Below are 25,785 nucleotides of genomic sequence, written 5' to 3'. Positions count from 1 at the left end.
GCCGCCCGCCGGCGCTCCGTCCTCCGGAAGCCGACGGAGCGTCAGCGGGACGGTCAGGTGCGGAAACCCGCGTGGACGTGGTCGTGGTGGGTGTCGTCGCTGAAGAACTGATTGGCCGTCCCCCCGCCGGGGAGCAGGTACGGGCCGCCCACGTTGTACGAACCGGCCGCCGCCGCGTCCCGCATGAAGGAGCGCACCAGCTCCGCCGGGGTCGCCGGGTCCACCACCGGGTGCCCGTCGATCCGCCAGGTGTCGAAGGCCCGCCCCTGCGGGTGGTCGCTGGGCCGGTCGGTGCCGAACACCAGCAGCGGATGACCCGAGCGCAGCACGCTCGGCTCGAAGGCGTACGTCCCCGCCAGCGCCAGCATCGCCGTCAGCACCGACGCGTGGACCTGCCCCGAGCGGACGTCCGCCGCCCCCGCCGGGGGCAGTACGATCCGGGCCGAGGCCAGCACCCGGGTCGCCGGGTCCGGCAGCGCGGCCGCCGCCGCGCCCGGGTCGGCCGGGTGCAGGGCGGTGACGGTCCACCGGGGCGCGGACCGGGAGAGCCGGACGTCGACCGTGCTGCCCGCCGAGACCACCGCGCCGTCCGCGCCCGCCAGCCACTGCCGGCACACCACCAGCACGCTCGCCGAATCCGCCAGCAGCCCGCCGTACTGCGCGTACACCACCTCCAGCGCGGCCCGCGGCGCGTCCGCGAGCAGCGCACCGCCCTGCTCGGCCAGCCCCGGGTCCAGCCCCAGCGCCGCCACCCGGGCCCGGGCCGCCGCCACCCCCTGCCCACCCGCCGGCCACCCGCCGACCGCCGCCACCACCTGCACCGCCCGCAGCTTCACGTCCGGCTGCAACTCGCCAGGACCGGGTTGCCAGGCGGCGGGGGAGGGGAAGGGCGACGCGCTGCCGCCGGGGCTCGGGGCGGGGGTGGACATGGGCGCGGACGTGCTGCTCGGGCTGGGGGTGGACATGGGCGCGGACCTGCTGCTCGGGCTGGTCGGGGCGTTCGGCGGGGCGGTGGTGGTGGACGAGCAGGCCGTCAGGGCGCAGCCGAGCCCGGCCAGCAGGACGGCCCGGCGGCCCGGGGCGGCATCGGGGAGGCGCACCCTCCCACTATCGGCCGCCCCCGGCGGGGCGGGAAGGGCGACCCGCCGGGGCCACGGGAGGAAGCAGGAGACGACCAGGCCCGGGCCGACGACGGCACGGAGCGCGAGCAGGGCCCGGCGGACGGAGCGGCGCTCGAAGAACTCGGCCCGCTCCGGCCGGTGACGGGCCGTCAGGGGCCGGGCGACGGGGGCCAGGCCGGTGCCGAGCATCAGGAGACCGATGGAGGCCGTGCCGAGCACCTCGGAGGCGCCGCGGCGAGGCCGACGGTGCACGTGCCGTCCCGGGCGCAGCGGACGGTCGGCGTTTCGACGCGGGCCGGTACGCGAGGCCGTCCAGGGCCCAGGTGCCGGTGGTGACCCCGGCGCCGCCCGGGTCGCCGTGCCCCTGGCAGACGGTCTCGGAGGAGCCCCGGTGGTGGACGGTGCGGCAGTCCTCGATCGCCATCCGCAGGGCCGGGCGCCCGGCGGCGTCGGCCGGCTCGAAGGCCCGGAAGAGGCCGACCAGCAGCACGACGAGACCCGCGAGCGCGAAGAGCGCCACCACCACGGTCGGGACACCCTGCCCCGGCCCCGCCGGGGTCGGCACGCTCCGCGGTCGCAGCCGGAGCTTCGCCCGCGCCGTCTCGGCGTGGAAGCGCCGCCGGTCTCCGCGCTGCTGACGCCTGCTCATGACGAGTCCCCGTTCCCCCTCCGGCACCGCTGCGGCGGACAAGTTGCTCCCGGTCCGGCGGGAGACGTGGGGCGGGGCTTCCCCGGGTCGGCCGGTCGGGGCCTGCCAGGTGCGGAACCAGGGGCCGGGCCACTGTCCGGCGACGGGTTGTCGGGTGAGTCGGTGGAGCGGGCCGGTGGCGGTGCTGTCCCAGCCCTCTCGGCCAAGGAAAACAGGGCCGCGCCGAGTCGGTGGGACGGGCAGTATGACGGTGTGGCTGATCTTCTGTGGGATGACGTGAGGTGCTTCTTCGACCCGGACCTGATGGGGTCGTTGCCGGATGTGCGTGTCCCGGATTGCTCGGTGGAGGACTGGCAGGCAGTCCTCGATCTCGTCGAGGCGAGGGGCTGGAAGCACCAATTCTCCGAGGGCGAGACGGTGCTGCCGATGCCCCGGGCGGAGAGCGTGCTGTCCCGCCCGGCGGGCGCCGAGTGCCCGAACCTGCGGGTCTGGCCGGATGCCGAGATGCTGGCGATCTTCCGTTTCTTCGACCACGAGGTCATCGACTTCGACGTCGACCTGCGGGAGTTGCAGGGCCAGGAGCGACTCGATGTGTTCTGCGGCTTCCTCCGGGAGATCGGGCGATGCCTGGGCAAGCCGGTCCTGATGGATCCGGAGACCGACTACGGCCATCCGGTACTCGCCTTCGACGTCGAGTCCGACCGGGTCGTCCTCCTGGCCGAGCCGCTGATCATGTGACTGCGGCCGACGGCGGCGGTGTGCAGGAGGAGCCGCCGCGGAGCACCGCGATGCCGGGATGCCGAGCCGCCACATCCACGTCACGGAGAAGCCCTACCGGATCGGAAGTCGGGCCGGATCCGAAGGCCGGAGGCCCCGCTGCGGGTCGGGAGGGACCGGGACGGGGCGTCAGGTGAGTTGGTGGAGCAGGTCGGCGGTGAGGGTGAGGGCGAGGGTCGCGGCGGCGGTGAGGGTCAGGCGGCGGAGCAGGGTGGGGTGGCGGAGGGCGGGGAGGCGGGTCGGGGCGAAGGTGCGGGTGAGGACGACGACCAGGCCGCAGAGGCAGGCGCCGGCGAGGAGGGGGCCGCCGGTGGTGATCAGGGCGGTGACGGCGTGTCGGCCGACGCCGAGGGTGGTGCAGGAGCCGTCCGGGTCGCAGTGGACGTCCGCGACGGTGCCCGTCCGGTAGGTCTCCGGCGCGCCGTTGTAGGTCAGTGGGCGGCCGGCGGGGTCGGTGCCCCGGCAGTGGCGGGTCAGGTTCCGGTACTCGCCGGTGCTGCGGCAGTCGGTGACGGTCATCCGCAGCACGGGCTGGTGGTGCCGGTCGCGGATCTCCGCCGACGCCGTCGCCCCGGCCACCGTCAGGGCCGCGCCCAGGGCGACGCCGGCCAGCGCGAACAGGGCGCTGAGCAGGGCGGCGGCGAGGACGGCCGGACGGCGCTCCGGGCCCGGGCGCCGCTCGTTGCGCTTCGGGGTGGGGCCGTACTTGGTCCGGTCCGGCTTGGCGGTGCGCGGCTCGGCGGCCGGTGCGCCCCCGCTCTGTGGCTTTTTGCTCCGTGGCTTTCCGGTCGGTGACTTCCCGGTCGGTGACTTCCCGGACATGACTGGACCTCGGACTTTCCCCCGTGCGACGCGACGGCACACCGTACCGCCGACCCCGGCCGGTGGGTAGCGGTGGGTAGCATCGGCGGGTGACCGAGTTCCGGATCGTGCAGGCAGTCCCGCTGGGTGTCGAGGAGACGTGGCGGCGGGTCACCGACTGGCCCCGGCACGGCGCCTCGGTGCCGTTCACCCGGCTCGACGTGACCGGGGACGGGCGGCGCCTGGTGGCCCGGACGGGCGTCGGCCGGTTCGGGTTCGACGACGTGATGGACGTCGTGCTGTGGGAGCCGCCGCGGGACGGCGGCCCCGGCCGCTGCCGGCTCGTCAAGCGCGGCCGGGCGGTGACGGGTTGGGCCGAGATCGAGGTCCGGCCGCTGCGCGACGGCTCCGGGTCCGCGGTGCGCTGGCGCGAGGACCTGCGGTTCGGCCCGCTGCCCGCGCTGTTCGACCGTCCGACCGCGTGGGTCGGGCGGATCGTCTTCCGGCAGGCGTTGCGGGCGCTGCTGCGCTGAGCACTGCTGCGCTGAGCCCTGCGGGCCGGGCCCTGGTGGGCGAGTACGTGCGGGTCGGCGGGCCGGCGGGTGGTGCGTGCGGGTCGGCGGTTCAGCGGGTGGTGCGGGCGGCGAGGCCGTCCAGGACGCACTCCAGGCCGAAGGCGAACTCGGCCTCCGGGTCCGGCTCCTCGGTCTCGGCGATCCGGCGGGCGATCAGCGGGTGCTCGCCCGCCGCGAGGACCTGCCGGATGTACGGGCCGACGCTGTGCTGCCACTGCTCCTCGGTCAGGCCGGTGCGGCGCTCGGCGCTCCGGGCGCCCTGCTGGGCCGCCACCGAGCCGAGCACGTACGCGCGCACCACGCCGAGCGCCCGCGAGGCCGCGGTGAGGTCGGGCGTCAGCGTGACGGCCGCGCGCAGCGCCGATTCGGAGCGGCGCAGCGAGTGCGGGCCGAGCGAGGGACGGCCCGTCAGTTCGCCCTCCAGCAGCCACGGGTGGGCCAGCAGGGTCGCGCGCAGCGTGTGGGCGACCGCGGCCAGGTTGGCGCGCCAGTCCTCGCCGGGCTCGGGGAGCGGGTGCTCGCCCTGCGCGGCGTCGACCATCAGGTCGAGCAGTTCGTCGCGGTTGGTGAGGTAGCGGTAGAGGGTGGCCGTCCCCGAACCGAGGTCGCCCGCGACCCGGCGCATCGATACCGCGGCCAGCCCCTCCGCGTCGGCGACGGCCAGCGCGGCGGCCACGTACTGGTCCACCCCCGGCGCCCGCCGGGCCGGTTCGGGGCGCGGCCTGCTCCACACCAGGGGCGGAGTGGGGTCGGTCATGGGGGCGGTTCCTTTCCTCGTTGCCCGCCATCCTAGCTTCTGGATACGCTGTAGCCATGACGGAAACAGTGTATCCAGAAGGCTCGCCGACCGGGCCGGGGGCGGGCACGAAGGCGGAGCCGGGGGTAAGGGCAGGGGCGGAGCCGGAGGCGCCCGGGGCGGCGGCAGACGCGAAGGCAGGAATGGAGACGGGGGCAAAGGCGGGGGCAGGGACGGAAGCGAGGGCGGGGGCGATGGGAGGGGCGTCGTGGGCGCGGGCGGGGGCCGAGGAGGTGCCGGTGCTGGTGGTCGGCGGGGGCAGTGTCGGGCTGCTCGCCGCCGCGCTGCTCGCGCACCACGGGCTGCCCCCGGTGCTGGTCGAGCGCCGCCCCGGCCCCTCGGTCCACCCGCGGGCCACCGGTATCGGTGCCCGCAGCGTCGAGATCCTGCGCGAACTCGGCCTGGACGCCGCCGTCGACGCCACCGCCGTCGACCTCCGGGGCGGCACGGGCAAGGCGGTGGCCCGCACCGTCCGGGAACTCGGCGCGGGCGACGTCACCGCCGTCCCGATGCCCGTCCCGCCCGCCGACGCCGACGATCCCGCCCCGTTCCGGCTGCGCGGCGTCTGCGCCCAGGACCGCCTGGACGCCGTGGTCGCCGCCGACCTGGCCCGCCGCGGCGCCGACCTGCGCTGGTCCACCCGCCTGACCGGCATCGCCCAGGACGCCGACGGGATCGACGTCGAACTGGCGGGCCCGCGCGGGCGCCAACTGCTGCGCTGCGCCCACCTGGTGGCCGCCGACGGTGCGCACAGCACCGTCCGGACGGCGCTCGGCATCGGCACCACCGGCCCGGGCGACCTCGGCGGGACGAAGGTCAACATCCTGTTCCGCGCCGACCTCCGCCCCCACCTGCGCGGCGCCGCCTTCGCCACCTGCACCCTCACCGTCCCCGAGGCGCCCGGCCTGCTGGTGACCATCGACGGCGCCCTGGACTGGGTCTTCCACGTCGCCTGCGACACCGCGCGCGGCGAGCGCCCCGAGGACTTCACCGCGGAGCGCTGCGCCGCCCTGGTCCGGACGGCGGTCGGCGACCCGGAGCTGGACGTCGAGGTGCGCAGCGTGCTGCCGTGGCGGCCGCGCAGCGCGCTCGCCGAGCGCTTCACCGCCGGCCGGGTCCACCTGGTCGGCGACGCCGCGCACACCGTGGCGCCGATCGGCGCGTTCGGCCTCAACACCGGCCTCGCCGACGCCCACAACCTGGCCTGGAAACTCGCCGCCGTGCACCGGGGCGAGGCGGGCCCCGGGCTGCTCGACAGCTACGCGCGGGAACGCGAACCGGTCGCCGCGGCGACCGTCCACCAGGCGATGCTCCGGTTCGCCGACCCGAGCCTGCACTGGGGGCGCGGGCCGGCGGCCGACGCGGCACGGGCGGCCGCCGGCGCGTGGGCACCGCCCGTCGTGCACCTCGGGCAGCGCTACGACTCGGCCGCCGTCCTCGACCCGCGCCCGCAACTCCCCTCCACGGTGGACCTGGCGGCGGTCCTGGACGGCACCCCCGGCTCCCGCGTCCCGCACGCCCGGGTCGACGGCACCTCCACCCTCGACCTGGTCGCCTCCCGCTGGACCCTGCTCACCGGCCCGGCCGGCACCCCCTGGCTCCCCGCCGCCACCGCCCTCGGCCTCCCCGCCCACCAGGTCCGCGCCCCCTGGCTCCCCGCCGCCGGTGCCCTCCTGGTCCGCCCCGACGCGATCGTTGCCCTCTGCACCGAGACCCCGCCCCCGGACCCGACCCGCCACCTCGCCGAAGCCCTCGACCACCTGCTCTCCCGCCCGGCCCGGTAGCCGCCGGAACGCCTCGCACCCGGCTCGCCTCGCACTCGGCCCGTTGACCGGCCGGGTGTCGGCCGCGGGACCTACCCTCCGGGCATGGGCTACGACATCCACCTCACCCGGCGCCGGTACTGGTTCGACCCGGAGGGGCCGGAGATCGGGTTCGACGAGTGGCGGGCCGCGGTGGCCGCCGACCCGGTGCTGGAGCTGGTCGCGTACGGCGAGGGCGAGCAGGTCGAGTGGTGGGCCGAACTGTTCGACCCGGACCGGGGCTACCGGGAAGGCATGTGGTGGCGGGGCGGGAAGGCCTCCGTCAAACACCCGAGCCGCCGCTTCCGGGCCCGGATGCACGCGGTCGCGCAGCAGCTCGGCGCGCGGGTGCAGGGCGACGACGGCGAGTACTACGACGAGCACGGCGATCGGATCGGCCCGGACGAGGACTGACGACACGCCGCAGCCCTCCCCCGGAACGGGACCGGGGGAGGGCTGTCGACGGTGCTGACGGCGGGTCAGCGGCGGGGCTGGATCCACCAGGCCGTGGTGGCCGGGGGGAGGGTGTCGGGCGGGCAGGGGCCGGAGGCGAGGAGGGGGGTGCCGGTGACGGGGGCCGGGGCGGGGACGGTGCCGAAGTTGGTGGCGACCAGGAGGCCGTCGCCACGGGTGAAGGCGAGCACGTTCGGCGGGGTCTCCAGCCAGCGCAGGGTGCCCTCGCCGAGCTGGGGGAGCAGGCGGCGCAGGTGCAGCGCCTCGCGGTACAGGTGGTACGGCGAGGTCTGGTCGGCCAGCGCCCGCTCCGCCGTGTGCCGGGCGAAGGAGGCGGGCTGCGGCAGCCAGGTCGGGGCCGAACCCTCCGGACCGAAGCCGTACGGGGCCCGGTCGCCGGCCCACGGCAGCGGGACCCGGCAGCCGTCCCGGATGCCCTTGCGGCTGCCGGTGCGGTGGAAAATCGGGTCGGTGATCACCTCGTCCGGCAGGTCGTCGACCTCCGGCAGGCCCAGCTCCTCGCCCTGGTACAGGTAGGCCGCGCCCGGCAGAGACAGCATCAACAGCGCGGCGGCGCGGGCCCGTTCGGGGCTGCCGAAGCGGGTCGTGGTGCGGACCTGGTCATGGTTGTTCAGCACCCAGGTGACGGTGGACCCGGTCGCGGTGATGTCGCGCACCGCCGCGTCGATCACCTGGTGGAAGTGCCCGGCGTCCCACGGTGCGTGCAGCAGGTGGAAGAAGAACGCCTGGTGCAGCTCGTCCGCGCGCACGTACTTGGCCTGCTCGGCCGGCGTCGGCACGGACGCCTCGCCGACCAGCAGCCGCTGCCGCCCGTCGCGCACCGTGTACTCCTCGCAGATCGCCCGCCAGGACCGCCAGATCTCGTGCACCTCCGGCTGGTTCCAGGCCAGCGGGTTGACCGAGTCGCGGGTCCGCTCGTCGGCCTCCGGGTCGGGGGAGTCCGGCAGTTCGGGGTGCTTGTACAGGCCCGCCGCGACGTCGATCCGGAAACCGTCCACGCCCCGGTCCAGCCAGAACCGCAGCACCTTCTCGAACTCGGCGGGCACCTCCGGGTTGCGCCAGTTCAGGTCCGGCTGCTCCGGGGTGAACATGTGCAGGTACCACTGGCCGGGCGTGCCGTCCGGCTCGGTGACCCGGGACCAGGCCGGGCCGCCGAACATCGCCCGCCAGTTGTTGGGCGGCAGTTCGCCGTCCTCGCCCCGGCCGTCCGCGAAGTGGAACCGGGCCCGGGAGACGGACCCCGGGGCGGCGGCCAGCGCCTCCAGGAACCACGGGTGCTCGGCCGAGCAGTGGTTGGGCACGGTGTCCAGCACCAGGCGCAGCCCCAGCGTGCGGCAGTCCTCGACCAGCAGGTCGAAGTCCTCCAGGGTGCCGAACATCGGGTCGACGCCCTTGTAGTCCGCCACGTCGTAGCCGTGGTCGTGCTGCGGCGACGGGTAGAACGGGTTCAGCCACACCCCGTCCACGCCGAGCCGCTTCAAGTACGGCAGGCGGGCCCGGACGCCCGGCAGGTCGCCGATCCCGTCGCCGTTCGAATCCTGGAAGCTGCGCACGTACACCTGGTAGATCACCGCGTCGCGCCACCAGAGGGCGTCGGCCGCGGGCGGGGCCGCCCCTTCCGCCGGGAGCAGGTGCTCGGTCGGGAGGGCGGTGGAGGGGCGCGGCGGATCGCCGGGGACGACGGACGTGATCATGCGTCACCTTCACGGGAGCGCGCGAGGGAGGTCGCGCTGACAGGCACGGGCCCCGCCTGACATACCGTCAGTTCCTCGGGGATACCTAGATGTTAGGTATAGGCCAAACTGTGTGTCCAGGAGCCTGCCGATGGAGATGTCACCTCCTGGGGCTCAGGGTGCCACCAGGTGGGACGAATCCGGGCGAATAAGCGGGAGCGCACCGGGGTAGACCCACGCCCAGGAGCGCCGCCCGGCGTACGACCGACGACGCTCGGCCGCACGGCGCGCTCCCCCCACCACCCCCGAAGGGAGGCACCCCAGAGTGCGGCTACCGCTGCTCGCTCTGCTCGCCACCGGCCCCGCGCACGGCTACCAGCTCCGGCGCGCCCTGGAGTCCGCGTTCGGCCCCGGCTACCCCCGGACCAACGACGGACAGCTCTACGTCACGCTCGGCCGGCTGGAGAAGTCCGGCCTGATCGAGGGCCAGCAGGTCGCCCAGGACGGGCGGCCCGCGAAGCGGGTCTTCGCGCTGACCGAGGCCGGCCGCCGCGAACTGGCCGCCTGGTTCGCCCGCCCGTCCGAGGGCGGCAAGGTCCGGGAGGACTTCTTCCTCAAACTCGTGCTCGGCCCGCACACCCGGCTGGCCGAGCCGCGCGCCCTGATCGACCTGCAGCGCTCGCACTGCCTGGCCGTGCTCCGCGGGCTGCACGCCAGCGCCGACGGCTCCGCCGGCCACGGCGTCTCGCGGCTGCTGATCGAGGGCGAGGTGCTGCACCTGAAGGCCGAACTCGACTGGCTGGAGCGGTGCCAGCAGGAGTTCACCTGACCCTCGGCCGCCCCCGGCGCGGGTGACGCCCCCGGCGCGCGTGACGCTGATGGCGCCCCCGGCGTGCGTGACGCTCGTGGCGCACCTGACGCTCACGGTGTTCACGGTGTTCACGGCGCCGGGGCGGCCGTCATGCCGGCCAGCAGCCAGTCCAGGGCGCGGTGGAACTCCCGTTCGCGGCGGGCCAGGTCGGACTCCTGCGGGCGCTCCACCAGGGCGCCCGAGTCGGCGATCTCCGGGATCTCCAGCACCGCCTCGGTGATCTCCGCCGTCAGCCCCTCCACCGTGGTGCCCGCGGCCGCGGCCTTCTCCTCCCAGTTCACCTCGGTGACGGTGAACCCGTAGGCGTACTGGAAGACCGCGGACAGCGCCGCCATCGCGTCCTGCGGCGTCAGCGGCGAGGAGTGCGCCACCTCCACCGCCCGGGCCGAGAAACGCACCGAGTTCGGGCCGATGTTCAGGTAGTTCGCGTAGACCCGGACCGCCCACGGGTGCGCCAGCATCGCCGCCCGCCACGCCACCGCCAGCGCCCGCAGTCCCTCCTGCCAGGACGTGCCGTCGCCCGCCTCGGGCAGCACCATCTCGCCCGCCACCACGTCCAGCGCCAGCTCCAGCAGGTCGTCCTTGTCGCTGACGTACCAGTACAGCGACATCGGTGTCACGTCGAGCCGGGCCGCCAGCGCCCGCATCGAGAACTTCGCCTCGCCCTGCTCGTCCAGCAGTTGCACCGCCGCCGCGACCACCACCTCCCGGTCCAGGGCGCCCGCGCCGCCGACCGCGCCGTCCCGCGCCGCCCGGGGGGAGCGGCGGCCCCGGGTGGGAGGCGGGGCGAGCCACACGCTCTTCTTGATCTGCGAGGCGCGCTCGGCGGGCACGTTGTTCCGTCCTTCGGTCGGGGGAGGGGCAGGGTGGGGTGGGGAGGGGCAGGGTGGGCTGGGGTGGGGGCGGTGTTTCGGCACCACCGTACGGCGTCGGGCCCGCGCGGTGTGCGCGGGCCCGGGCGATCGGTCGGACGGTTCCTCAGGAGGTGGCGGCCGGTTCCGCCGTCCGGCCGTCCGGCTGCTCGTCGGGTGCGGCATCCGTGGGGGCGTCAGTGGCGGCGGCGGTGGTGCTGTCGGAACCGGCGGTGGCGGCGGTGGCGGCGGTGGCGGTAGGTCGGTCGGCGCGGTGGAGGAGGGCCGCCGAGACCAGGCCGCCGAGCAGGACGGCCGCCGCGCCGATCAGCTGACTGGCCGTCAGGCCGTGGGCGAAGGCACTCCGGACCGCTTCGGCCGCCCCCGCCGGGGCTGCGGCCAGGGCCTCCGGCAGGGACTTCGCGGCCTCGGCCGGCACTCCGGCGGGCAGGCCGGCGGCGAAGCGGGAACCGAGCACCGCGCCCAGCACCGCCACGCCCAGGCCGCCGCCGAACTCGGTGACGGTGCCCTGCACGCCCGCGCCCGCGCCCGCCCGCTCCGGCGGGATCGCGCCCATCACGGCCGAGGCCATCGCCGGGTTCGCCACCGCGATGCCCGCGCCCATCAGCAGTAGGCCGGCCAGCAGCCCGCCGTACCCGCCCGAGCCCCACTCGGCGATCACCGCCAGGCCGCCCGCCAGCAGCGTCATGCCGACCGCGACCGCCCCCGCGAAGCCGAGCTTCGGCAGCAGCCGGGCACCGACGCCCGTCAGGTTCAGCACCACGATCACCAGGGCCAGCGGCGACATCCGCAGACCGGCCTCCAGCGGGTCGTAGCCGAGCACCAGTTGCAGGTACTGCGTGAGCAGGAAGAGCGAACCCGCCATGCCGAAGGCGACCAGGATGCCGCCCGCGACCGCGCCGTTGAACCGCCGGTTGCGGAAGAAGGCCATGTCCAGCATCGGGGTCGGGGTGCGCAGCTCCCAGGCCACGAAGGCGGCCAGCGCCGCCAGGCCCACCGCCCCCGCCACCAGGACCCGGCCGGAGCCCCAACCGCCCGCCGGGCCCGAGATGATGGCGAACACCACGCCGACCATGCCGACCGTGGACAGCACCGCACCCGGCACGTCCGGCCGCCGACCCGCCGGGTCCTTCGTCTCCGGGAGCAGCCGGGCCACCGCGAACAGGCCGAGCAGCGCCACCGGGACGTTGACCAGGAAGATCGAGCCCCACCAGAAGTGCGCCAGCAGCACCCCGCCGAGCAGCGGACCGCCCGCGAAGCCCAGCGAGCTGACGGCCCCCCAGATCCCGATCGCCTTCGGCACCTCCGGCCCCTGGAACACCTGCATCACCACGGCCAGCGTGGTCGTCATCAGCAGCGCGCCGCCGACGCCCATCCCGGCCCGGGCGGCGATCAGCTGCCCCGAGGACTGGGCGAACGCCGCCGTCGCCGACCCCAGCCCGAACAGCGCCAGACCCACCATCAGGGCGCGCTTGCGCCCGTACCGGTCGGCCAGGCTCCCGGCCGTCAGCAGCAGGCCCGACTGGACCAGGGCGTACGCGTTGATCATCCACTGGACGTCGGCCGTGCCCGCGCCCAGATCCTCCGTCAGCGAGGGGACGGCCACGTTCAGCACGGTGTTGTCGAGCAGCACGACCAGGGTGGCCAGGCACACCACCGCCAGGATCACCCAGCGGCGGGGGTGGGCGGCGCTCGGTGGAACGACGGGTTGCGACAAGGCGGACTCCTCGGGCAGGGGAGGGGAGGGCAGCGCGACCGGCCGGTCGGCCGCTCGTTCGTTGTACACCGTAGAGGAATGCTTCTACGGTGTACAACGAATTTCCGGCGGCGGTTCCGAGCGGCCGGTCCGGGGCGGTGCCCGGGCCTCCCGGGGCACGGTCGGGCGGGTGGGGATGGCGGGTGGGGGATGATGGGCGGTCATGGAACTCACCTTCACCGCCCGGCTGATCGAGTGGCGGGGTCCCTCGCCCTACTACTTCCTGCCGGTGCCCGCCGAGCAGGCGGACGACATCCGCGAGCACGCCGCCCGGACCAGCTACGGCTGGGGCGTCGTCCCGGTCCGGGCGGTGATCGGGGGGACCGCCTTCACCACCTCGCTGATCCCCCGGGGCGGCGCCTTCCTGCTCCCCGTCAAGAACGCCGTCCGCAAGCCGCTCGGCCTCGTCCCGGGCGACGAGGCCACCGCGAGCCTGGTGTGCTGAGCGGCACGGGCGGGGGGAGCGAACCTCCCTGGGGCGGGGCCGAGTTGGTCCTGCTGCGGGCCGAGCACGCGCCCGCCGTGCTGGCCTTCGAGCGGGCCAACCGCGCCTACTTCGCGGCCGCGGTCCCCGACCGGGGCGACGAGTTCTTCGCCCGCTTCGCCGACCGGTACCGGGCGCTCCTGGACGAGCAGGAGGCCGGGGTCTGCGCCTTCCACCTGCTCCTCGCCGAGGACGGCTCGGTGCTCGGCCGGTTCAACCTGATGGACCTGGTCGACGGCACGGCGTCCCTCGGCTACCGGGTCGCCCGGCACGCCACCGGGCGCGGCCTGGCCACCGCGACCGTCCGCGAACTGTGCCGCCTGGCGGCGACCCGGTACGGGCTGACCACGTTGCGGGCGGCCGTCGCCGAGGAGAACGCGGGCTCCCGGCGGGTGCTGGCCAAGGCGGGCTTCGTCCTCGACGGCCCCGCCGATCCGGCCGAGATCGGCGGGAAGTCCGGCAGTTGGTACGCGTGCGACCTGACGGTGGAGGACGTGCGGTCGGCGGAACGCGGCCGGGGTTGAGCGGGCCGGGGTTGAGCGGGCCGGGGCCGAGCGGGCCGGGGCCTCACAGCGCGGTGCCGGCCACCCGGGCGGCCATCCGCAGCCGGCCCTGGACGGTGCGGGCGGTCTCCCGGGTGACGGGGTCGGGGTGGTCGAGCAGCAGGGCGAGGAGTTCCGCCGCCGCGGCGGCCACCGGCACCGGGAGCTCGACGGTGCGCAGTTGCAGGAGCCGGTCGGCGGCGCGGCGGCCCGCGGCGGCGGAGACGGCGGGTCCGGGAACGGCGGGCGCGGGAACGGCCGCCGCCGGGGACTCGACGGCCGGGGCGGCCGCGTTGCCGGTCGGGATCAGGGCGTTCAGCCCGATGCCGAGCACCCGGGCGTAGGAAGAAGAGCTCACCCACCGTCAACCGCCGCGCGTCCGTTCAGGTCACGGCCGAGGACGAGGCAGCTGGAGCGTCACGATCCTTCGGGCCGGGGGTGCGGTGAACTCCCTCGCCCACGGCGGGCGTTCCTGGCATCATCCGGCGTGCGGCCCGGAACATCACGGGTGCATCGCACACGGACACGGCGAGGCGGGCAGGGGGAGCGGATGGACCGGCGGGCGGGAACTCCGGGCGGGCGGACGCGACCCTGGTGGGACTCCCGTGGCGCGCGCGTCGCGTTCGTCCTCGCGGGCCTGCCACCGGTCCTGCTCGGTTTCCTGCTGTTCGTCGGCGCTTTCGAGGAGCGGGCCGCCTACCGCAGCGCCCCGCTCTGCGGCACCCCGGCGCCCGGGCCGGACGCCGACTGCCTGCTTGCGGAGAGCGGCCGGGTCACCGCGAAACGGGTCTCCGACTCGATCGAGGACGGCACCGGTTACTACCTGCGCGTCGCGCGCGGGACGGGCCCGACCGAGGAGTACGAGGTCGACGAGTTCCTGCACCAGCACGTGGAGTCCGGCAGCGCCGTCGACCTGAAGGTCTGGAAGGGCCTGGTGGTCCGGATCGCCGTCGACGGGCACGAGGTGGGCGTCCCGACGCTCTCCCGGCAGGGCTGGCTCGGCCTGGCAGGAGCGACACTGCTGATCGCCCTGGGCACGGTCGTGACGTCCTACGGACTGCCCGGCCGGAACCCGCCGTTCCCGCGCAGCGCCCCGCTCCTGCTGATGGGAACGACCCTGGTGACCGCCATGGGCACGGTGCTCCTCGCGCTGGTCCAGTGGCCCTTCCCTCTGACCCTGGGCCTCGCCGCCGCGGCCTGGCTGGTGGCGACGGCGACCCTCAGGTACCTGCACACGTCCTTCGTCTGAGGGTCGTCCCGTGCCGATGGCGGTCTTCCCGTCTGTCCAGGGCTGTGGCGGAGGCCGGTCACGCAGGCGGGAGGGCCCGGCGGCCCCCAGTGGCGCGCCGCCTGTCGGCCGGGCTCGTTGGCGGTGGTCGGGGCGCCGATACGGCGAGTTGTCGGGCTGGGGGGCGCGGGGAGCTACGGGGCCGAGTGCCAGCGGATCTCGCCGTCGACCAGGGTGTCGGTCGGGGTCAGGCCGAGGGCGCGGGCCACGGCGGCCGAGGTGTGGTGGTCGGGGTGGATGTGGGCGACCAGGTCGGTGACGCCCTGGGTGCGCAGCCAGTCGGCCATGGCGAGGGCGGCCTCCTTGGCGTGGCCGTGGCCCTGGTGGGCGGTGCCCACCACCCAGGCGAGTTCGGCGGTCGGACCGGCCGGGTGGGGGCGGGGGCGTTCGAGGGTGGCCTGGACGGTGCCGACCAGGACGCCGTCCGAGGTGCGGCGGAGCAGCCAGTTGAGCCAGCCCTGGGAGCCGTCCGGGGAGTGGCCGAGGGCCTGGCGGCGGTAGGCGTCGGCGAGTTCCGCCGGGGTCCGGGGCGTGCCGCCGGTGAAGGCGTGCAACTGCGGGTCGGCGAACAGAGGGTGGGCCTCCGCCGCGTGCTCGGCCCGGAGGGGTTCGAGGCGGAGCGCGGCAGTGCTGATCTCGGTGGCGACGGGCCAGGACCGGTCGGTGGGTGCGGGCATCCGGGGAGCGTAGTACGGCTGCGCGGCCGGTGACGATCGCCGGGCGGGCGAGCCAAGCGGGCCGGGCGGGCGGGTTGGTCGGTCGGGTTGGTCGGCCGGGGCGTGCCCGGGTGTCGCCGTGGGCCGTCGTACCGGTGGTCCCGCGCCGTCCGGAGTCGGGTCCGGGATCGGCCTTGGCGGCGGAGGGCAGGCCGCCGTGTGCCGGGCGACAGGATTTCGTCGCTCTTCGTCAGGAGTTCGGACAGGGGTCCGGTTGATCTCCGACGGCGGCCGGGCGCTACCCTGACGATACGTCAACTTCCTTGTCAGATTGGCTAGTTGGATATTCGCGGGCGGGGATCGGTTTTCGGTCGTTGCGAGGGCGTGCCGGGGCGCCGGCGGGGCGGTGGCGGCCGGGGGAGGGTGGGCACGGCCTGCGGGAAGGGGGGAGCGGGGGTGCGGGCGGGGGTGGTGGGCAATCGGCCAAGCCGTCGAGGCCCTGTCCTCCTGGCGGGGGTTCCTTCCTAGACTCGGCAACGGGTCGGCGCGAAGCCCGGGGAGTCGAAATCCCGGACCGCGACCAAGGGGGGCCCGGTCACCGGCACGGCCGCACCACCTGCGGGCACGCACGCCGCAGTCATCCCGGCACGTCCACCACCCCATCAGAGGAGTAGCCATGTCCGAGCTGTCCCGTTCCACGGAGCTCGAGTCCGCCCTCGACCTGCAGGGCCTCGACCTGAGCGAGCTCACCGTCACCGCTCTGCGCGACACCGTTGCGCTGCCCGAGAACGGCGCGTCCTGGGGGTCCTGTTCCTGCCAGGGCTCGTCCTCCTGCGCCCAGCCGCAGGAGCTCTGACCCGTTCGGGTCCGGTCCGGGGGCAACTGCCGGACCGGGCCCGGGCGTTGCTCGGTGCTCGCGCACTGCTCGACCTTCGAACGCCGGCCCGACCCGCTCGCCCGGGTCGGGCCGGCCCCGACCGAACGGAGGCCCGATGGCCGACCACCTCACCGGGACCGATCTCGCGCTCGACGACCTCGGTCTCGACCTCGATCTCGGCGAACTGACCGTCACCGCCCTGCGGGACACGGTCGCCCTGCCCGAGGGCGGCGCGTCCGGCGCCCCCAGCTCCACCTCCTGCGGGTCCTCGTCCTGCGCCGTCCCGCACCCGCCGACCCAGCCTTACTAGACCTGGCCTTGATCGACCTGATTGACCTGATTGACCTGATCGGCCCGCACGGCACGGGAACCCGGCGCGTCCGCAGCCGCTGATGGCGTCGGGCTCCCGTGCGCCGTTCCTCCCCGCCCGCCCCTCGCGGTCACGTCCCATCGACCGCTCCGACCGACGGAGGTGTTCGCCCGCCGTGTCCAGCCCCGCCCGCCCGCACCGCCGGTTCCGGCCCCGCACCGCCGGTTCCGGCCCCGGCCCGCCGCGCCGGCCGTCCTCGCGCCCTACGCGCTCGTCCGCTCCACCGTCGTCGCCCGGCCCGCCCAGTCCGCGCAGAGTGCCGCCGTCCGCACGGCGCTCACCGAACTCTGCTCCCTGGAAGCCGAATTGGAGCAGCTTCGGCCGCTGCTCGCCGACGACCTGTACGCCAGCCGGTCCGGCCACGGCGAGGAGTTCCACCGCCGGGTGGTGCTCCCGCTCCGCCGCGACCTGCACAACGGGCGCCCGCCCCGCCCGCTGCCCGTCGACCGGCTCGGCGACCTGCCCGAACGGCTGCCCCGGCTCGCCCGCTGGCTCCGAGTCGCCGCCCGGCGCCAGGAGTTGCTGCTCGCGCTGGCCGCCGAAGTCCCGCCCGCGCTGGCCGCCGAACGGACGGTGCTGGCCGCGCTCTGCCGCGAACCGGCCTTCGCCCGGGCCGTCGCCACCACCAGCGCCGACCTGCTGCGCGCCGTCACCGCCGCCGCCGACGGCGGCTCGGCGGCCCGCCGTCCCAAGGGCGAGGCCGCCGTGCTGCGCCACGTCCTGCGGGCGACCTGCAAGACCAGCCCGCTGTCCTGGTTCACCTCGGTCGGCTGGTCGAGCGGTGAACCGGTGGATGAGGAAGGAGAGTTGGGTCAGGATCTGCGGAACGTGGTGCGGGAGAACCGGACCCTGGTCGGCGCCCTGGTGGTGGCCCTGCTCGACCTGCCCCGGCGCAGGCGCTCGCTCCCGCACCGGATGGCCAGCGCCGCCGGTCGGGACACCGATCGAGACGCCGATCGAGACACCGGTCGGGACGCCGAGGGTGCGGGCGGCGGACGGGTGGGGTACGCCCGGACCCGGACGGTGTTCGCGGGCGGCCGCTACCTGGTGGCCCGGGAGGAGCGGATCGAACTCGCCGCCCGTCCCGAACTCGCCCTGGTGGAAGGGATGGTGGAGACTCCGGAAGATCCGGAGCGGCTGGCCGCCCGGCTGGCCGGGGCGCTCGGCCGGCCCGCCGGGGACCGGGCCGTCGGCCGCTTCCTGGACCAGCTGATCGACGCCGACCTGCTGGTCCCCGTCGAACCCGTCGACCCGCAGCACCCCGCACCGCTCGCCGCCCTCGCCGACTGGCTCGAACAGTGGCCGCAGGACGCCGAGTTGGTGCGCCGCATCCGCCTGATCGACGCCGCGACCGAGGACTTCCGGGACGCGCCCGCCGCCCGCCGGCCCGCCGCGCTGGCCGAACTCGCCGAGCAGTGGCGGCAGGTGCTGGCCGAGGCCGGTCGACCCGTCCCCGCCGGCGCCGCGCCGCTCACGGTGCTCGGCGAGGACGTCCACGCCCCCGCCCCGGTCGGCCCGGTCGGGTCCGCCGCCGACCGCGCCGCGCTGGCCGAACTCGGCGCGCTCGCCGAACTGTTCGATCACGGCCACCTGATGCGGCGGGCGGCCCGCGACCGCTTCGTCGCCCGGTACGGCGTCGGCGGCATCTGCACCGCCCCCTGGGAATTCGGCGCGGACGCCGCCGACGCCTGGTCCGAACGCCGGATACCGGAAGAACTCGCCGTGCTGCGGGCCGAGTTCACCGCGATCGAGGAGACGGACGGCGAACTGGTGCTGCCCGCCGGAGCGGTGCGCGCCCTCGCGGACCGGCTCCCCGACTGGACCGCCGCCCGCCCGCTCGGCTACTCCTGGTTCGTCCAACGGGACACGTCCGAGGACCTGCTGTGCGTCAACCACATCTACGGCGGTTGGGGGCGGTTCACCAGCCGCTTCCTGGACGCGGGTGGGGACGCGGGCGGGAGCGCGGCCGACGGTCGGGCCGGTGCGGTGGCCCGGCAGATCCGGGCCGGGCTGGGCCCCGGGGCCCGGGCGGCGCAACTGCGGCCGGTCGGCGGGTTCAACGCCAACCTGCACCCGCTGCTGCTGCCCGAGGAGATCGGACCGGACCGCCACCGCACCGCCCTCGCCGAGGCCGACCTCGACCTGGTCCACGACCCCGCCAGCGACCAACTCCGCCTCCGGGTAAGGTCGTCCGGCGAACACCTGGACGTGCTCTACCTCGGCTTCCTGGCCCCGATCATGCTCCCGCAGCGGCTCGGACCACTGCTCAACGACCACCCGAACGGCGTGGTCGACCTCCGCTCCTGGCTGCCCCGCACCGCCCTGCCCGCCCCCGGCGGCACCGTGCACCGCACCCCCCGGCTGCGCCACCGGCACGTCGTGCTGGCCCGCCGCCGCTGGCACCTGCCGCCCGCCGTGCTGGCCGAACTGCGCACCGAACTGGCCGACGGGGAAAGGGCGTCCGGCGTCCCGGCGGCGGCCGTCGCCCGCTGGCGGGCCCGGCTCGGGCTGCCCGAACAGGTCTTCCTGCACCCCGTGCCCGAGCCCGCCGAGCCCGACCGCCCGCCCGCCGAGGCGTTCGCCGCCCACCTGCGGGCCGCCAAGCCGCAACCCGTCGACCTCGGCAATCCGCTGCACCTGCTGCACCTCGACCGCTGGCTCTCCCGCCACCCGCACGGCGCCGTCCTGGAGGAAGCGCTGCCCGCGATCGGCGGCGACCCCGAGGACACGCACACCGTCGAGTACGTGCTGGAGAGCCACCGTCCGGCCCGGGGCGGCAGAGCAGCCGACGGGCAGGAACAACAGGCCGAAAAGACAAAGGAGTTGACCATGGTGGCGGGGACAGGGAGCGGGCGATGAGCGGCGCGCACGACGTGGTGCTGACGTACTACCAGCCGGTCAAGGCGCGGGCGCTGCGCGAGGCCGTGCTGCCGCTGGCCCGGGCCGCCACCGCCGACGGGCTCACCGCCCAGGTGGAACGGCACTGGCGGTTCGGGCCGCACCTGCGACTGCGCCTCGCCGGCCCGGCCGACGCCGCCGCGGCCGCCGCCGCGCACGCCGCGGTGCGGCTGCGCCGCTGGGTCACCGCGCACCCGTCGACCGACGACCGCAGCGAGCAGCAGCTGCTCGCCGAGGCGGAGACGGCCGGCCGCGCCGAACTGCTCGCCCCGCCCTACGGCCCGCTCACCCCCGACAACACGGTGCGCACCACCCCCGCCGACCCCGCCGCCACGGCCGCGCTGCACGCCCTGCTCGGCGTCGAAGCCACCGCGCTGCGCGACGAGTTGCTGCAACGCGGCCTGCCCGCGCTCGGCTCCGGCGCCGAGTACCTGGGCCGACGTGGCGACACCGAGGCCGCCCGCGTCCAGCTCGCCGCCGCCGCGTTCGCCGCGCACGCCACCGCCCACCCCGACGGCCTGATCGGCGCCCACTACTCCTACCTCTCGCACCTGGAGGACTTCCTCCTGCACGAGGACCCCGACGGCCGCCTGCGCGCCGCCTTCGACCGCACCTGGGACCGGTCCGGCGCGACCGTCACCGCCCTGGTCGAACGGATCACCAGCGGCGGCGCCCGCGGCTTCGAACGGGACTGGGCCGCCTGGTCCCGGACGGCCTGGCGGCTCGCCGGGGCCCGGCACGCCGCCGGGGCCGACCTCGGCGGCAGCCGCGCCGAGTACCGCGACCGCGCCGCCGCGCTCGGCGACCCCGCCACCGCGAACCGCTGGGACCCCGAACGGCGGCTCCACTACAGCGAGTTCCACCGGCGACTGCACCGCTCCGACCCCGACGGCACGATGTGGACCCGCCCCGACTACCTGATCCACCGCGCCGCCACCAACGGTCTCTACCGCCTGCTGGCGATCTGCGACGTCCGCCCGCTCGAACGCTACCTGGCCGCGCACCTGGTGGTCCGCACCGTCCCCGACCTCACCGGCCACCGCTGGCAGGACCGCGTCGCCGAGGTCACCGAAGCCGTGGAGCGTGCCCGGTGAACGCCGTTGGGGACGGCAGCCCCTCCCGGCCCCGGCTGCGCCCCGGGGTCGCCGTCACCCCGCTCCGCGACGGCCTGCACCTGCGCGGCCGCGGCGCGGCCGTCACCATCGAGGGCAGCCGCGCCCTGCCCCGGCTGTGGCAGCTCCTGGCGGAGCGGCTCGGGGAGACCCCGCCGGTCGCGGCCGACCCGGAGCCGGCGGTGGAGGCGGCGTTGGCGACCGTGGCGGCCCGGCTGCGTGAGCACGATCTGCTGGTCGACCACCCCGAGGGCACTCAACTCCCGCTCTGGGCCGGTGCGGTGGCTGCCGACCCGCTCGCCGTCACCCGGGCCCTCGCCGCCGCCCGCCCCGTCCTCACCACGGCCGACCCCACCGATCCGCTGACCCGCGCCTGCGCCGAAGCGCTCACCGCCGCAGGCACCGCCCCCGCCCGGACGGCCACCGACCCCACCCTGCCGCCGGGCCTGGTGATCGCCGCTGTCGGGGAGGGGACTACTGCTGTTGTTGCGGGCACCCGCCCCGGCGGGGGATACGTCGCCGCGCTCACCGACCCGGAACGGGTGCGGGAGCAGGCGACGGCGCTCACCGCACGGCTGCGGAGGGGTAGAGAGAGCGAGCGGGCTTCCGGTGCTGGAGAGTCGATGGCGAGCGGGGCGGTGGCGCTCGCCGCGCGGTTGCGGGTGGACGGAGGCGAAGAGGCGTCAGGTGCGGGCGGGTCGGTGTTGGCCGGGTTGCTCGGGGCGGCTGCGGCGCAGCGGTTGGTGTGTGCGGTCGCGGGCCTGCCCGATCCCGGGGAGGCGGTGGACGATCCGCGATTGCCCGCCGGGCGTCCGGCCGTGTTGATCGCGCGGGAGCGGCCGCCGGGCGCCGGGTACCACCCGTGGGTGGCCGGGCCCGGGAAGCCCGGGGCGGCGCCCGCCGATCTCGGGCAGGCGCTGCACCGGGTGGCCGCGCTCGGCGACGAGTGGCTCGGGGTGCTGGACGCCCCCTCGGCGGGTGGGCTGCCGCAGCTTCCGGTCGCCCTGGTGTCCTGCGCGACCCCCGGCGGGACGCTGCTCGCGGGGGCTCCGCGCACCGATCTGGCCCGGCTGGCAGCCGCCTGCCGCGCCGCCGAACTGGAGCTCGCCGCCGAGGGGACGGCCGTCGAGGCGGTGGTCGGCGCCGACCCGGCGCACGCGTACGGCAGGGCGCTGCGGAGGTCCGCCCGCACCGCGCTCCGGGAACCGGCCGGGCCGCCGCGCGCCGAGCACCTCGACCACCCGCAGACCGCGTACTGGCTCAGCGCGCTGACCCGGAGCCTGGGCCGGGCACCCGAACTGACGCTCAGTCGATTTGTCGGCACGGACGTCTGGTGGGCCGAGGCGGAGGGCGCCCGCGCGATCGAGGCCACCCCCGCCGACGCCCTCGCCTTCGCCGCACTCACCGCCCTGGCCCGCCGCACCGCCGAGGCACACGGCCCGGCCCCCGCCCACCGCACCGCGCCCAGCGGAGCCCTCGCCCCCCTCGCGGCCACCGGGCTGCGCCCCGCTGCCTGGGCCGACGCCGGTCACACCGACCGCTGGCTGGTCGAACTGGCGCAGCGGGAAGGCGAGTTGCAGGCTGCCCTGCGGAAGCCGGCCGACCCGTGGACGGAACCGGAGGCGGCGCCGGGCAGCCCCGTGGCAGCCGCGCTGGCGGGCTGCGGGTTCACGGTATTGGTACCGGGAGGTGCGCGGTGAGTCCGCAGGTCGTCGGCGAACGGACAGTGGGCTGTCGGCCGGCCGCAGGGCTCGGCGGTCGCGGTGTCGGGCACGGGGAGTTCGGGCGGTCCGGGGCGGAGGTGCGCAATGAGCGGTGAGCCGTTGCCGGTGCTGGACGTCGAGCAGGCGTTGGCCTCGTTCGAGGGGGCGGCGATCGTGCGGCTGCCGGCGTGGACGCTGGAGTCGGCCGAGCGCTTGAGCCGGGCCGCGGTCGGGCGGGCCGTGCGGTGGGTGCCGGTGCGGGAGGACGGGGCGTCGACCGTCGTGGGGCCGGTGCTCGGGTCCGGCGCGGTCGGATGCCTGGTGTGTGCGGAGCGGCAGCGGTTGGCAACCGCCGGTGGCCGGGTGCCCTGGCCGAGCGGGGCGTTGGTGCTCGGCGGGACGGGAACGCCCGCGTTCTCTGCCGCGGTGACGGCGCTCGCCACCGGCCTGGTGCAGGAGGACCGGGAGGACGGGGCGACCGTCCACCTGGTCGACGGCGACCGGGCGCGCTGGTCGACGCACCGGGTCCGCCCCGTCGGGGGGTGCCCGGTGTGCGCCCCGCTGCCCGAGGACATCGCCGACTCCGGCATCGAGGTCGGGGGAGCGGCCCGCCCGCTGCCGGACCCGGCGGTGCTGCGCGGGCCGAACGACCGGACCGGCGGCGACCGGATGCGCGACGAGCTGTTCGACGAACGCTTCGGCCCCGTACGGCGGTTGTTCCGCACCGAGGACTCGGCGTTCGCGCTGACCACCGCGTGGGTGACCGACGGGCGGCTGCTCGACGACGGCGGTTACGGGCGGGCCGTCGACTACCGGGGCAGTGAACGGGTCGCCCTGTTCGAGGCGGTCGAGCGGCTGACGGGGATGCGGCCGTTCGGCCGGCGGACCGCGCTGCACGGTTCGTACCGCGCGCTCGCGCGGACCCTGGGGGCGACGGCCGTGCTGGACCCCGTCCGGCTCGGGCTGCCCGACGAGACTCCGGCGGGGCAGCCCGGGGTCGCCACCGTCCCGTACGCGCCCGAGCTGGAACTGGACTGGGTGCACGGCTGGTCGCTGACGCACCGCCGGGCCGTCGCCGTGCCGGAACACGTCGCGTACTGGGACGTGCCGGGACGGACGACCCGGGTGGTGTACGAGTCCTCGAACGGGTGCGGGCTCGGGAACAGTCCGGAGGAGGCGGTGCTGTACGGGCTGTTCGAAGTGGCGGAGCGGGACGCCTTCCTGATGGCCTGGTACCCGGCGACGCCGCTGCCCGCCGTGGCCGTGCCCGAGGACGATCCGGAGGTCGCCGCGCTCGCCGACCGGGCCCGGCTGCTCGGCTACCGGCTGACCCTGCTCGACGCCACCGCCGACCTGGGCGTTCCCGCCGTGATCGCGGTCTGCCGCTACACCGGCCAACACCCCGACGCGCCCAGGGCGTTCCTCGCCGCCGGGGCCCACCACGACCCGCGGGCCGCGATCCGCTCCGCCGTCGCCGAGGTGGTCACCAACGTGCAGGAGGCTCCGCACCGGGACGCCGCGCAGGGCGGCCCGCGCGACCCCGCCCGACTGCGCACCCTGCTGGAGCGGCCCGACCTGGTCGTCTCGCTGGACGACCACGTCGGCGTCAACGCGCTCCCCGAGGCCGTCGACCGGCTGGAGTTCCTGTTCCAGGGCCCGCCGCCGGTCCCCTGGCAGCAGCGCTGGCCCGACGCCCCGGAGCCCGTCACCGACCTCGGACGACTGCTGGACGACACCGTCGACCGGCTCGCCCGGCAGGGCCTCGAAGTGATCGCCGTGCGGCAGGACGAGCCCGGCGTCCGCGACCGGCTCGGCCTGCACGCCGCCAAGGTGATCGTGCCCGGCACCCTGCCGATGACCTTCGGCCACGCCAACCGCCGCACCCGCGGCCTGCCCCGCCTGCTCGACGTCCCGCACCGCCTCGGCCGCACTCCCGCACCGCTGCGGCACGCCCAACTCCCGCTCCACCCGCACCCGTTCCCCTGACCGCCCCGGGAAGGCCGCCATGATGACCACCGACCACCCGCGAGCCGCCACCGCCACCCACTGGCACAGCCTGCACCTCGCCCTGCCGCTGCCCACCGCCGCCACCGACGCCTTCCTGGTGGAGGACCTCGCCCCGCTGATGGACCATCAGATCACCTACAGCGAATGGTTCTTCATCCGCTACGGCGAGGGTGGCCCGCACCTGCGCATCCGGTTCCGCGAAGGGGCGGCCGAACCAGGCTCACTGGCTGCGGAGTTGGCCGCCCTGCCGACGGGGGCCGGTGCCGTCACCGCCGTTCCCTACCAACCGGAGACCGAACGGTACGGCGGCGCACGACTGTTGCCGATCGCGGAAGAGGTCTTCACCCGCTCCACCCGCACCGTGCTGCACGCCCTGGACGCCCTGCGCTCCGGCGGCGACCGCCTCACCGTCGCCCTCGACCTCGCGCACGCCACGGCCCACGGACTCGGCCTCGCCCCCCTGCCCGCCGCCCGCTGGCTGCGCCGGCACGCCGCCTCCTGGCGCTGGGTCACCGAGTACCGGCCACTGCCCGGCGCCGCCGTCCACGGCAACGTCAACTCGGTGTACGCGCAGCAGCGTTCGACCCTGGCCCGGCGCGCCGAAGCGCTGCGCGGCGCGCTCGACGCGGGCACCGCCGCGCCCTGGCTGCAGGACTGGTCGGTCCGGGTCTCCGAGGCCGCCGCCCGGATGCGCGCCGCCGACCCGGAGGCCGGCGCCGAACGGCTCGGCTGGGTCTGGGCGTCCCAACTCCACATGCTGTTCAACCGCCTGGGCGTCGGCCCGGACGAGGAACGCGCCGTCTGCCGACTGGCCGGCCGCACCCTGCTGGAGACCGAACCGCCGTTCACCTTCTTCCCCGACGACGACCCGCACGCCGCCGACCTCCAGTACCTGGAGCGCAGCAAGTTCCAGATCGGCCGCAGCCAGGACACCGAACTGCGGCAACTCCCGCCCGCCCCCGCCCGGTTGCCCCGCCCCGACGACCTCCCGCTGCCCGCCGACCCGCTCCCGCCCGTCACCCTCGCCGAGGCCCTGCACGCCCGCCGCTCCACCCGCGGCGCCCTCACCGGACCGCTCGCCGCCGGCACCCTCGGCGGCCTGCTCTGGCACGCCTGCGCACCGACCGGCACCGGCCACCGCCCCTACCCCAGCGGCGGCGCCCTGCACAGCGTCCACCTGCGCCTGCTCGCCCTCGCCGTCGACGGCCTGCCCGCCGGCACCTACCACTGCCTGCCCGAGACCCGCACGCTGCGCCGGATCGGCCCCGCCCCCGCGCTCGACGACCTGAAGGCGCTCTCCTCCTACCTGTCCCGCCCGCTCACCGACCCCGATGCCGTCGGCATCGACGCCGCCCCCGCCGTCCTCGCCGTCCACCTCGACCTGCCCCGGCTGCGCCACCGCTACGGGCTGCGCGCCCTGCGCCTGGGCCTGCTGGAGGCCGGCCACCTCGCCCAGAACCTGCTGCTCACCGCCCCCGCCTACGGCCTGGGCACCATCCCGCTCGGCGGCCTGCACGACGACCTCGCCCACGAGCTGCTCGCCCTGGACGACCTCGACCAGCCGATCCAGTACCTGCTCCCGCTCGGCCGCCCCGCCGGGGAGGACTCCTGACGGGCCGTCGGCGCCGCAGCGCCCGGGCCCGGCCCCCTGGGGTGGGAGCCGGGCCCGGGCGCTGCCGTG

23 protein-coding genes are annotated in these 25,785 nt (G+C 76.0%); 15 read left to right on the top strand and 8 right to left on the bottom strand.

Annotated features, from left to right (window positions below):
- Positions 1-53: 53 nt before the first annotated feature.
- Positions 54-1,100: a hypothetical protein gene (locus ACIOHG_RS10785; RefSeq protein ID WP_400948036.1), complete on the bottom strand. Its 1,047-nt coding sequence runs from the start codon at positions 1,098-1,100 to the stop codon at positions 54-56.
- A 922-nt stretch (positions 1,101-2,022) separates the two neighbouring features.
- Here ACIOHG_RS10785 and ACIOHG_RS10780 point away from each other — a divergent pair.
- Positions 2,023-2,508 (top strand): hypothetical protein, encoded by a 486-nt coding sequence (locus ACIOHG_RS10780; protein WP_400948034.1) that lies wholly within the window; start codon positions 2,023-2,025, stop codon positions 2,506-2,508.
- 168 nt (positions 2,509-2,676) lie between these two features.
- Here the strand turns inward: ACIOHG_RS10780 and ACIOHG_RS10775 are convergent, their stop codons facing one another.
- Complete coding sequence (locus ACIOHG_RS10775) at positions 2,677-3,369, bottom strand: hypothetical protein (protein WP_400948031.1); 693 nt, start codon at positions 3,367-3,369, stop codon at positions 2,677-2,679.
- An 89-nt stretch (positions 3,370-3,458) separates the two neighbouring features.
- On the opposite strand from ACIOHG_RS10775, the gene ACIOHG_RS10770 reads away from it, so the two are divergent.
- Positions 3,459-3,881, top strand: coding sequence for an SRPBCC family protein (locus tag ACIOHG_RS10770; protein ID WP_400948029.1), 423 nt, complete (start codon positions 3,459-3,461; stop codon positions 3,879-3,881).
- A 91-nt stretch (positions 3,882-3,972) separates the two neighbouring features.
- On the opposite strand, the gene ACIOHG_RS10765 is transcribed toward ACIOHG_RS10770, so the two are convergent.
- Positions 3,973-4,680, bottom strand: a complete 708-nt coding sequence (locus ACIOHG_RS10765) for a TetR/AcrR family transcriptional regulator (RefSeq protein ID WP_400948027.1) — start codon at positions 4,678-4,680, stop codon at positions 3,973-3,975.
- A 233-nt stretch (positions 4,681-4,913) separates the two neighbouring features.
- On the opposite strand from ACIOHG_RS10765, the gene ACIOHG_RS10760 reads away from it, so the two are divergent.
- Both ACIOHG_RS10760 and ACIOHG_RS10755 read left to right on the top strand, forming a co-directional pair.
- Entirely contained in the window at positions 4,914-6,503 is a 1,590-nt protein-coding gene (locus tag ACIOHG_RS10760; RefSeq protein ID WP_400948024.1) for an FAD-dependent monooxygenase, read from the top strand.
- A gap of 84 nt (positions 6,504-6,587) precedes the next feature.
- Positions 6,588-6,935: a hypothetical protein gene (locus tag ACIOHG_RS10755; protein ID WP_400948021.1), complete on the top strand. Its 348-nt coding sequence runs from the start codon at positions 6,588-6,590 to the stop codon at positions 6,933-6,935.
- 65 nt (positions 6,936-7,000) lie between these two features.
- Here the strand turns inward: ACIOHG_RS10755 and ACIOHG_RS10750 are convergent, their stop codons facing one another.
- Positions 7,001-8,689 carry a glycoside hydrolase family 13 protein gene (locus tag ACIOHG_RS10750; RefSeq protein WP_400948019.1) on the bottom strand — a complete coding sequence of 563 codons (1,689 nt, stop codon included), beginning with the start codon at positions 8,687-8,689 and terminating at the stop codon, positions 7,001-7,003.
- Positions 8,690-8,993: 304 nt separating this feature from the next.
- Here ACIOHG_RS10750 and ACIOHG_RS10745 point away from each other — a divergent pair, with 304 nt between their 5' ends.
- Entirely contained in the window at positions 8,994-9,497 is a 504-nt protein-coding gene (locus tag ACIOHG_RS10745; RefSeq protein WP_400948016.1) for a PadR family transcriptional regulator, read from the top strand.
- Between the two features lie 110 nt (positions 9,498-9,607).
- On the opposite strand, the gene ACIOHG_RS10740 is transcribed toward ACIOHG_RS10745, so the two are convergent.
- The gene (locus ACIOHG_RS10740; RefSeq protein ID WP_400948014.1) at positions 9,608-10,372 is read right to left on the bottom strand and encodes a TetR/AcrR family transcriptional regulator; all 765 of its coding nucleotides are present in this window, start codon (positions 10,370-10,372) and stop codon (positions 9,608-9,610) included.
- Positions 10,373-10,517: 145 nt separating this feature from the next.
- Positions 10,518-12,128: an MFS transporter gene (locus ACIOHG_RS10735; protein WP_400948012.1), complete on the bottom strand. Its 1,611-nt coding sequence runs from the start codon at positions 12,126-12,128 to the stop codon at positions 10,518-10,520.
- Positions 12,129-12,330: 202 nt separating this feature from the next.
- Between ACIOHG_RS10735 and ACIOHG_RS10730 the strand changes: the two genes are divergently transcribed.
- Entirely contained in the window at positions 12,331-12,612 is a 282-nt protein-coding gene (locus ACIOHG_RS10730; RefSeq protein WP_400948010.1) for a DUF1905 domain-containing protein, read from the top strand.
- A gap of 44 nt (positions 12,613-12,656) precedes the next feature.
- On the top strand, positions 12,657-13,175 hold the full coding sequence (locus ACIOHG_RS10725) for a GNAT family N-acetyltransferase (RefSeq protein ID WP_400948007.1): 519 nt from the start codon (positions 12,657-12,659) through the stop codon (positions 13,173-13,175).
- A 43-nt stretch (positions 13,176-13,218) separates the two neighbouring features.
- Here the strand turns inward: ACIOHG_RS10725 and ACIOHG_RS10720 are convergent, their stop codons facing one another.
- Positions 13,219-13,551, bottom strand: a complete 333-nt coding sequence (locus ACIOHG_RS10720) for a hypothetical protein (RefSeq protein WP_400948005.1) — start codon at positions 13,549-13,551, stop codon at positions 13,219-13,221.
- 192 nt (positions 13,552-13,743) lie between these two features.
- Between ACIOHG_RS10720 and ACIOHG_RS10715 the strand changes: the two genes are divergently transcribed.
- Positions 13,744-14,442, top strand: a complete 699-nt coding sequence (locus tag ACIOHG_RS10715) for a hypothetical protein (protein ID WP_400948003.1) — start codon at positions 13,744-13,746, stop codon at positions 14,440-14,442.
- A 173-nt stretch (positions 14,443-14,615) separates the two neighbouring features.
- Here the strand turns inward: ACIOHG_RS10715 and ACIOHG_RS10710 are convergent, their stop codons facing one another.
- Positions 14,616-15,158 (bottom strand): GNAT family N-acetyltransferase, encoded by a 543-nt coding sequence (locus ACIOHG_RS10710; RefSeq protein WP_400948000.1) that lies wholly within the window; start codon positions 15,156-15,158, stop codon positions 14,616-14,618.
- 655 nt (positions 15,159-15,813) lie between these two features.
- Between ACIOHG_RS10710 and ACIOHG_RS10705 the strand changes: the two genes are divergently transcribed.
- The 7 genes from ACIOHG_RS10705 to ACIOHG_RS10675 all read left to right on the top strand — a co-directional run bounded on the left by ACIOHG_RS10705 (position 15,814) and on the right by ACIOHG_RS10675 (position 25,716).
- Positions 15,814-15,993, top strand: coding sequence for a thiazolylpeptide-type bacteriocin (locus ACIOHG_RS10705; protein ID WP_400947997.1), 180 nt, complete (start codon positions 15,814-15,816; stop codon positions 15,991-15,993).
- Between the two features lie 136 nt (positions 15,994-16,129).
- Positions 16,130-16,324, top strand: coding sequence for a thiazolylpeptide-type bacteriocin (locus ACIOHG_RS10700; protein ID WP_400947995.1), 195 nt, complete (start codon positions 16,130-16,132; stop codon positions 16,322-16,324).
- Positions 16,325-16,486: 162 nt separating this feature from the next.
- Positions 16,487-19,243 (top strand): lantibiotic dehydratase, encoded by a 2,757-nt coding sequence (locus tag ACIOHG_RS10695; protein ID WP_400947993.1) that lies wholly within the window; start codon positions 16,487-16,489, stop codon positions 19,241-19,243.
- Positions 19,240-20,376: a hypothetical protein gene (locus ACIOHG_RS10690; protein ID WP_400947991.1), complete on the top strand. Its 1,137-nt coding sequence runs from the start codon at positions 19,240-19,242 to the stop codon at positions 20,374-20,376. Before ACIOHG_RS10695 ends, ACIOHG_RS10690 begins: the two co-directional genes overlap by 4 nt.
- Entirely contained in the window at positions 20,373-22,094 is a 1,722-nt protein-coding gene (locus ACIOHG_RS10685) for a hypothetical protein (RefSeq protein ID WP_400947989.1), read from the top strand. The genes ACIOHG_RS10690 and ACIOHG_RS10685 overlap by 4 nt, the downstream gene beginning before the upstream one ends.
- Positions 22,095-22,202: 108 nt before the next feature.
- Positions 22,203-24,083, top strand: a complete 1,881-nt coding sequence (locus ACIOHG_RS10680; RefSeq protein WP_400947987.1) for a TOMM precursor leader peptide-binding protein — start codon at positions 22,203-22,205, stop codon at positions 24,081-24,083.
- 19 nt (positions 24,084-24,102) lie between these two features.
- Positions 24,103-25,716 (top strand): thiopeptide-type bacteriocin biosynthesis protein, encoded by a 1,614-nt coding sequence (locus tag ACIOHG_RS10675; RefSeq protein ID WP_400947984.1) that lies wholly within the window; start codon positions 24,103-24,105, stop codon positions 25,714-25,716.
- Positions 25,717-25,785: the final 69 nt, after the last annotated feature.

Source organism: Kitasatospora sp. NPDC088134 (genome assembly GCF_044741705.1).
Classification (GTDB): Bacteria; Actinomycetota; Actinomycetes; order Streptomycetales; family Streptomycetaceae; genus Kitasatospora.
This window is presented reverse-complemented; position numbering and strand designations above follow the sequence as displayed.